Source organism: Curtobacterium sp. 18060, assembly GCF_902706105.1.
Taxonomy (GTDB): Bacteria; Actinomycetota; Actinomycetes; order Actinomycetales; family Microbacteriaceae; genus Curtobacterium.
On record NZ_CACSJV010000013.1, the window covers coordinates 73,066 to 80,108 of the forward strand.

At 72.3% G+C, this 7,043-nt stretch carries 7 protein-coding genes; 5 read left to right on the forward strand and 2 right to left on the reverse strand.

What is annotated here, in order from left to right; translation table 11 throughout:
- From GVL05_RS08830 to GVL05_RS08845, 4 genes are read left to right on the forward strand one after another with little or no spacing between them, the layout of a single operon-like run.
- The gene (locus GVL05_RS08830; protein ID WP_111086468.1) at positions 1–1,062 is read left to right on the forward strand and encodes an ABC transporter permease; all 1,062 of its coding nucleotides are present in this window, start codon (positions 1–3) and stop codon (positions 1,060–1,062) included.
- Positions 1,055–2,797 carry a dipeptide/oligopeptide/nickel ABC transporter permease/ATP-binding protein gene (locus GVL05_RS08835; RefSeq protein WP_235035917.1) on the forward strand — a complete coding sequence of 581 codons (1,743 nt, stop codon included), beginning with the start codon at positions 1,055–1,057 and terminating at the stop codon, positions 2,795–2,797. Before GVL05_RS08830 ends, GVL05_RS08835 begins: the two co-directional genes overlap by 8 nt.
- Positions 2,794–3,612: an ABC transporter ATP-binding protein gene (locus tag GVL05_RS08840; protein ID WP_159572887.1), complete on the forward strand. Its 819-nt coding sequence runs from the start codon at positions 2,794–2,796 to the stop codon at positions 3,610–3,612. Before GVL05_RS08835 ends, GVL05_RS08840 begins: the two co-directional genes overlap by 4 nt.
- Before the next feature lie 19 nt (positions 3,613–3,631).
- Positions 3,632–4,909 (forward strand): amidohydrolase family protein, encoded by a 1,278-nt coding sequence (locus tag GVL05_RS08845; protein WP_159572889.1) that lies wholly within the window; start codon positions 3,632–3,634, stop codon positions 4,907–4,909.
- Between the two features lie 30 nt (positions 4,910–4,939).
- Here GVL05_RS08845 and GVL05_RS08850 read toward each other — a convergent pair whose 3' ends face one another.
- Positions 4,940–5,626: an alpha/beta hydrolase gene (locus GVL05_RS08850; protein ID WP_159572891.1), complete on the reverse strand. Its 687-nt coding sequence runs from the start codon at positions 5,624–5,626 to the stop codon at positions 4,940–4,942.
- A complete protein-coding gene (locus GVL05_RS08855) occupies positions 5,623–6,273 on the reverse strand; it encodes a cyclase family protein (protein ID WP_131844886.1) in 651 nt (216 codons plus the stop codon). Before GVL05_RS08855 ends, GVL05_RS08850 begins: the two co-directional genes overlap by 4 nt.
- Positions 6,274–6,350: 77 nt before the next feature.
- Between GVL05_RS08855 and GVL05_RS08860 the strand changes: the two genes are divergently transcribed.
- A partial coding sequence (locus GVL05_RS08860; protein ID WP_159572893.1) for an MBL fold metallo-hydrolase occupies positions 6,351–7,043 on the forward strand: 693 nt, incomplete at its 3' end.

Below are 7,043 nucleotides of genomic sequence, written 5' to 3' on the forward strand. Positions count from 1 at the left end.
ATGAGCACCACCACCGTCGACCATCTCCCCGTGCCCGGTCCGGGCACCCCCGGGTCTCCGGGAACCCCGACCGCCGCCGCACCCCGGGCCGCGAGCCTCGGTGGCGCATGGCGCCGCTTCCTGCTCCGCCGTGCCGTCGGACTCGTCATCAACCTGGCGCTGCTCGTCCTCGTGACGTTCCTCATCGTGCAGCTCATCCCCGGCGACCCGGCAACGGCCATCGCCGGCGACACCGCGACGCTCGCCCAGGTCGAGCTCGTCCGGCACCAACTCGGTCTCGACCAGCCGATCCCCGTCCAGCTGTGGCACTACGTCGCCGGCGTCGTGCAGGGCGACTTCGGTGACTCGTACAAGTACCGCGCACCGGCGATGGACATCGTCATGACGGCCGTGCCGTACACGCTGACGATCACGATCGCCGCGGTCCTGCTGCTGCTCGTCCTCGGACTCGCACTCGGCATGACCGTCGGCGTCCTCACCCGCGGCGACCGGCACCGCTGGCTCGACGTCTCGTTCTCGGCGGTCACCGGCCTGATCTCGTCGATCCCCACGTACGTGCTCGCCACCGGGTTCGTCGTCGTCTTCGCGGTCCTGCTGCACGTGCTGCCGCCCGCGTACTCGCCGGCCTACGACTTCGGCGCGGCGGCGGTCCTGCCGATCGCCTCGCTCACCGTGGGCGGCACGTGCTCGGTGGCCCGCATCGTCCGCCGTGAGACCGCCGTCATCCTCGAGCAGGACTACATGCGCACCGCCCGCGGGTGGCGGCTGCCGGCGCTGTCGATCTACGCCAAGCACATGCTGCCGAACCTGCTCACCACCGCACTGACGCTGTCCGGGATCATCCTGACGGCCCTGCTCGGCTCGGCACTCATCACCGAGGCGGTCTTCGCGTGGCCGGGCCTGGGCGGCGTCATCGTGCAGGCGATCGCGGTGGACAAGGACTACCCCGTGATCCGCGCCGCGGTCTTCGTGATCGGGCTCATCTCGCTCGTGATCACCCTCGTCATCGACATCATCCTGGGTCTCATCGACCCGCGCACCCTCGGGGAGAAGCGTGGCTGACACCATCACCGCCGTCCAGGCGGCCTCGACCGACCCGGCATCGCGTCCCCGCACCTTCGCGTGGAACGGCGGGCTGATCGTCGGCTTGGCGATGTTCGGGCTGATCCTGATCGTGGCGGTCGTCGCACCGTTCGTGTTCGGCGCCCAGGCCACGGGCATCGGCGGTACCTCTGGGCTGGGGTCCACCGCCGAGCACCCGCTCGGTACCGACACCCTCGGCCGCGACATGCTCGCGCGCACCCTGGTCGCCACCCGGGCCACGGTCCTGATGGCGCTCGCCGCCACGGCCCTGTCCGCGATCGTGGGCATCGCGCTCGGCATCGGCGTCTGGCTCGCTCCCCGCCGGGTGCGCGAGCTCGGGCTGCGCGGGATCGAGTTCGCGGTCAGCTACCCGACGATGCTCGTCGCGATCATCGTCGCCGCGATCCTCGGGCAGGGCATGGTGCAGGTCGTCGTGGCCATCGCGGTCGCGAACATCGCCGGCTTCGCCCGTCTGACCGCCAACCTGGCGGCGAAGATCTCCACCAGCGAGTACGTCACCACCGCACGCCTGATGGGGGTCCCGGCGCACCGGGTCGCCATGCGGCACGTCCTGCCGAACATGGCCGAGCCGACGCTGATCCTGATCGCCGGCGCCTTCTCCGGCTCGCTCGTCGAGATCTCCGGACTGTCCTTCATCGGCCTCGGCGCGCAGACCCCCGCGTTCGACTGGGGAACCCTGCTCAACGACGGACTCGACCGCATCGTGGTGAACCCCGTCGTCATCGTCGGCCCCGCGGTCGCGCTGACCTTCGCCTCCCTCGCCGCCCTGCTCGTCGGGGACGGACTGGCCGCTGCCGCGAACCCGCGGTCGAACACCACGCGGTCCCGCACCACCCGCGCGACCGGCCCGTCGACGCTCGCGGTCGAGGACGACGCCGTGCTCGTCGCGGACGGCATCTCGGTGCAGCACGCCGCCAGTGGACGCGCCCTGGTCAAGGACGTCTCGTTCACCATCCGGCGGGGCGAGGTGCTCGGGATCGTCGGCGAGTCCGGTTCGGGCAAGTCGTTGACGGCCTCGCTCGTCGCCAAGCTGCTGGGCGAGGGGCTCGAGGGCTCCGCGCGGCGGCTCGAACTCGGCGGCGTCGACCTGCTCGGTCGTGTGCCGGACCGCGTGCTCGCCTCCCGCATCGGGCTCGTCTACCAGGACCCGGGCACCGCGCTGAACCCGGCCATGGTGCTCGGCATCCAGTTGTCCGACGTGCTGCGGATGCGGCTGCGACACAGCCGACGTGACGCGATCCGACTCCTGACACAGGGCTTCCGCGCCGTGATGCTGACCGATCCCGAGGGTCGACTGCGCCAGTACCCGCACCAGCTCTCCGGCGGCATGAAGCAGCGCGCGATGATCGCGTCGGCGATGAGCACGAAGCCCGACCTGCTCATCGCGGACGAACCGACCACCGCCCTCGACGTCACCGTCCAGCGTGAGGTGCTGACCGTGCTCAAGCGGATGAACGAGGACTCCGGCACCGCCGTGCTGTTCATCTCCCACGACCTCGGCGTCGTCCGAGCACTGTGCGACCGGGTCCTGGTGATGCGGAACGGCGAGATCGTCGAGCGCATCGACGACGTCGCCGGGCTCTCCCCGGACACCGTCGACCACCCGTACACGAAGCAGCTCCTGGCGGCCACTCCGGTCGTGACCGTGCCCACGGAGTCCACGCGCACCGAGCAGGCGGAGGCACACGCATGACCGACACCACGACGACACGCGAACGCCGCGCAACCGACACCGACACGGCCCCCATGATCGACGTCCGCGCCCTCGACGTCGCGTTCGGCTCGACGACCGTCCTGCACGGCGTCGACCTCCGCCTCGAGCGAGGTCGCACCGTCGGCGTCGTCGGCGAGTCCGGCTCGGGCAAGTCCACCCTCGCGAAGGTCCTGGTCGGCACCGTGAAGCCCGCCTCGGGCAGCGCCGCGGTGGACGGCGTCGACCTGACCGCGGCCGACCGGTCGACCCTGCGCCGCTACCGTCGCCGGATCCAGATGATCCCGCAGGACCCGTACTCGTCGCTCTCGCCGCGACGGACCGTCGCGCAGACCCTGGCCGAGGCGATCGACCCCGTCCGCCCCCGGGTCGCCACCCACGAGGACCGCATCGGCGGCTGGCTCGAGCGGGTCGGGCTGTCCCGGGACATGATGCACCGCTACCCGCACGAGTTCTCCGGCGGGCAACGGCAGCGCATCGCCATCGCCCGCGGCCTCGTCATCGACCCGCACCTGGTCATCGCCGACGAGATCACCTCGGCGCTCGACGTCTCGGTGCAGGCGCAGATCCTGGAGCTGCTCGCCGACATCAAGGAGTCCCTCGGCCTGACGATGATGTTCATCTCGCACAACCTGGCGGTCGTGCAGCGTGTGAGCGACGAGGTCGTCGTGCTGTACCAGGGTGAGGTCGTCGAGGCCGGTCCGGTCGAGCAGATCTACGCCGATCCGCAGCACTGGTACACGCGTCGTCTCCTCGACGCGGACCCCGGTTCCGCCCGTTTCAGCCTGGCCGGCTGACCGACCCGGAAGGCCCGCTGTGGCGGCACGACTCCCGACGACCCCGCACGCCGACGGCGTGCTCCGACTGGTCGGCGCGACCCTGGTCGACGGCACGGGTGCGCCGCCCCGCGCCGACGCCGAGGTCGAGCTGCGTGACGGCGACGTCACCTACGTCGGTCCACGGCGCGCCCCGGCTGCGGACGTGCCGACGGTCGACCTGACCGGCCGGTGGCTGCTGCCCGGCTTCGTCGACGCGCACGTGCACCTCAGCATGGTGCCGACGACGCCCGAGGAACAGCGGGCACGGTTCCCGGAGGAGCACGTGCTCGAGGTTGCCGAGGTGCTCCGGAGCACCCTGCACGCCGGCGTCACGACCGCGCGGGACCTGGACGGGCTGACCCCCGGCTACCGCGACGCCGTCGCCCGGGGCGCCGTCGTCGGTCCGCGCCTGCACCTCGCGATCGCCATGCTCTCGCCGACCGGTGGACACGCCGACCCGGTCCGGCCGAACGGGTCGCTGCCGGCCTGGGCCGTCCGGCCGGGCATGCCCGCGCCGGGCGTCGTCGACACCGACGAGGACGTCGTCCGGACGGTCCGCTCGCTGCTCCGCACCGGCGCCGACGCGATCAAGGTCTCCACGTCCGGTGGGGTCGGTTCGCCGACCGACGACCCGGACGACGTCGGCATCACCGAGGACCAGGTGCGGCTCGTCGTCCACCTGGTCGGCGAACGCGGCGGCCGCCCGGTCACCGCCCACGCGCTCACCGACGCCGCGGTCCGTGCCGCCGTGCTCGGCGGAGCCGCCAGCATCGAACACGGCTACGACCTGCACGACGACACCATCGCGCTCATGGTCGAACGCGGCACGGTGCTCGTCCCCACCCTCAGCACGCTCCTGCGCGAACTCGACCCGTCCACCGCCTCTGCGGAACGCCTCGCACAGCGCGCGGCACTGCACGCTCGCGGCCTCGACAGCGTGCGACGTGCCGTCGCCGCCGGCGTGCCCGTCGCGCTCGGCACCGACGCGGGTGTGCACCCGCACGGTCGGAACCTCGCCGAGCTCGCCCGCCTCGAGCAGGTCGGGCTCTCGCCGCTCGACGCGATCACGGCCGGCACGCTGCAGGGTGCCCGGCTGCTCGGTCTGGAGGCCCGGCTCGGCTCCGTCGAGCCCGGCAAGGCCGGTGACCTGGTCGTCTCGGGCGTCGACCCGCTCGCCGACGTCGGCGCGCTGGCCGACGCTGCCAGCGTGCGCGCGGTCCTGCAGGCGGGTCGTGTGGTCAAGGACCTGGACGGACTGGTGACCACGGCCTCCTGACCGTGGCACCACCCGCGCAGCCGACGGTGGTCAGCGCAGCGCGGCCACCGCGCTCTCGATGACGGCGACGACCCGGTCCGGAGCGGCGTGCGCGACCGCGTGGCTCGTGTCGACCTCGTCGACCACTGCACCCATCCGGGCGACGAAGTCGCGCTGGATCGCGGGCAGCAGGTGCCGGTCGCTCGTGGCGACCAGGTACCAGCTCGGGCGGGTCCGCCACGCGGGCTCGCCGGTGGGCTGCTGGAACGCGGCGTCGGCGGTGACCCGCCCCTCGGCACGTGCGGCGAGCAGCACGTCCTCCGGGACGTCCCAGGCGAGCGCCAGCCGCGACTCCTCGTCGTCCTGTGCGATCCACTCGCCGGCCGGGCCGCGGTGCATGTACTGCGAGACGAGAGCGGGTTCCCGGGTCTCGACGATCCCGGAGACCGACTCGCCCGCGTCCGGAGCGAAGGCCGCGACGTAGACCAGTCCGACGACGCGGTCGTGCGTGCCCGCGTTCGTGATGACGGCGCCGCCGTAGGAGTGGCCGACGAGCAGGACCGGGCCGTCGATGCCGTCGACCAGGGCGCGGACCGTGGCCTCGTCGTCGCGGAGCGAGGTCATCGCGTTGTCGGCGAGCGTGTACGGGATGCGGCGGTCGCGCAGGAGCTGGGCGACGGACGACCAGGTGGACGGCGACCCGCCGGCACCGTGGACCAGGACCACGTGGACGCTCATGCGTGGGTCGCCACGGCGAGGGGGAGCAGGACGGTCGGAGCGGGAGCGGCCTCGCGCCCCGCGAACGGCACCGGCTGGCAGACCATCAGGTAGTCGCCGGGCTCGACCTCGGACAGGTCCGCGTTCTCGAGGATCACGACGCCGGCGCCGCACAGGGCGACGTGTGTCGGCCACGCCTCGGTGTGCGCCGGGGCCTCCATCGTCATGTAGTCGATGCCGGCGAACCGGACCCCGCGGTCGACCAGCCACTGCGCGCCGCTCGGGCCCAGGCCGACCCACGTCTCCGATCGCTCGTTCCGGGTCAGCGCGTCGGTCGAGTTGCGCGTGCGGAACAGCACGCGCTCGGCGCCGGCCGCACCCGCCTCCTCGAGGTCGTCGGCGGTGATCTCCTCGACGACGTGTCGCAGGTCGAGGACGCGGACCGGGCCGACCACGCTCTCGAGCGCGATCTCGTCGACGGTCGTCGCACCGGGCACGAAGTGCGACGGCGCGTCGACGTGCGTGCCCGTGTGTGCACCGATCAGCCAGCGGGAGACGTCCGACGGGTACCCGTCCGCGATCTCCTCGACCATCTCGAAGGTGGGGCGCCGGCCCCAGTGCAGCATCTCGGGGGAGATGGGGATGTTGATGTCGATCGCGTCGGTCATGGCGTCCTCCCGGAACTCCGGCACAATGGATTCGGATTGGCACAAATTGTATCCAATCAAGCCGGAGGTGCAAGGGCATGGCGAAGACGTTCGACGGGGCGGTGTGGACCGGAGCCACACTCGGGGGCCGGCCACGCGGGCTCGTGCCGCTCGTGCTCGGGTGGGAACCGATCCCCGAGTCGATCTCCCTGCGGGGCGGCGATCCCGCACGCTTCCTGCTCGAACCCGTCACCGCCGCGGCCGTCGTCTTCGACCACGGCTGGGTGCTCCTCGACGGCGGGTTCAACGTCGACCGCGTGCGCGACCCCGAGGAGCGGGCCGCGCACTACGAGTACGAGAGCTACACGGCGGTCGTGCCGCCCGGCGACGCGCTCGCCGAGGGGGTCGCGGCTGCGGGACTGGCGTGGGACGACCTGGCGCTCTGCGCGATCTCGCACGTGCACCTCGACCACACGGGCGGCCTCCGGCTCGTCCCACCGGGCACCCCCGTCGCGCTGCAGCGACGGGAGTGGGACTGGTTGCAGAGCGGCATCGGTCGGCGGGAGACGGTCGTCGTCGACGACGTGCTCGACGCCGACGTCCGGGTGTTCCTGCTCGACGGGGACACGGGACTGGCATCCGGCCTGACCGCACTCGACACCCGCGGTCACACGCCGGGGCACCAGTCGTTCCGCGTCGACCTGCCGGATCGGACCGTGGTGCTCGCCTGCGACGCCGCCGACCTCGAGCGGAACCTCACCGAGCGGACTCCGTGTGGGTGGGTGGGGAGG

Excerpts from the sequence above, each read along its gene's own strand:
- GVL05_RS08830 (WP_111086468.1), top strand. The coding sequence starts at position 1 with ATGAGCACCACCACCGTCGACCATCTCCCCGTGCCCGGTCCGGGCACC.
- GVL05_RS08840 (WP_159572887.1), top strand. The coding sequence starts at position 2,794 with ATGACCGACACCACGACGACACGCGAACGCCGCGCAACCGACACCGAC.
- GVL05_RS08850 (WP_159572891.1), bottom strand. The coding sequence starts at position 5,626 with ATGAGCGTCCACGTGGTCCTGGTCCACGGTGCCGGCGGGTCGCCGTCC.
- GVL05_RS08855 (WP_131844886.1), bottom strand. The coding sequence starts at position 6,273 with ATGACCGACGCGATCGACATCAACATCCCCATCTCCCCCGAGATGCTG.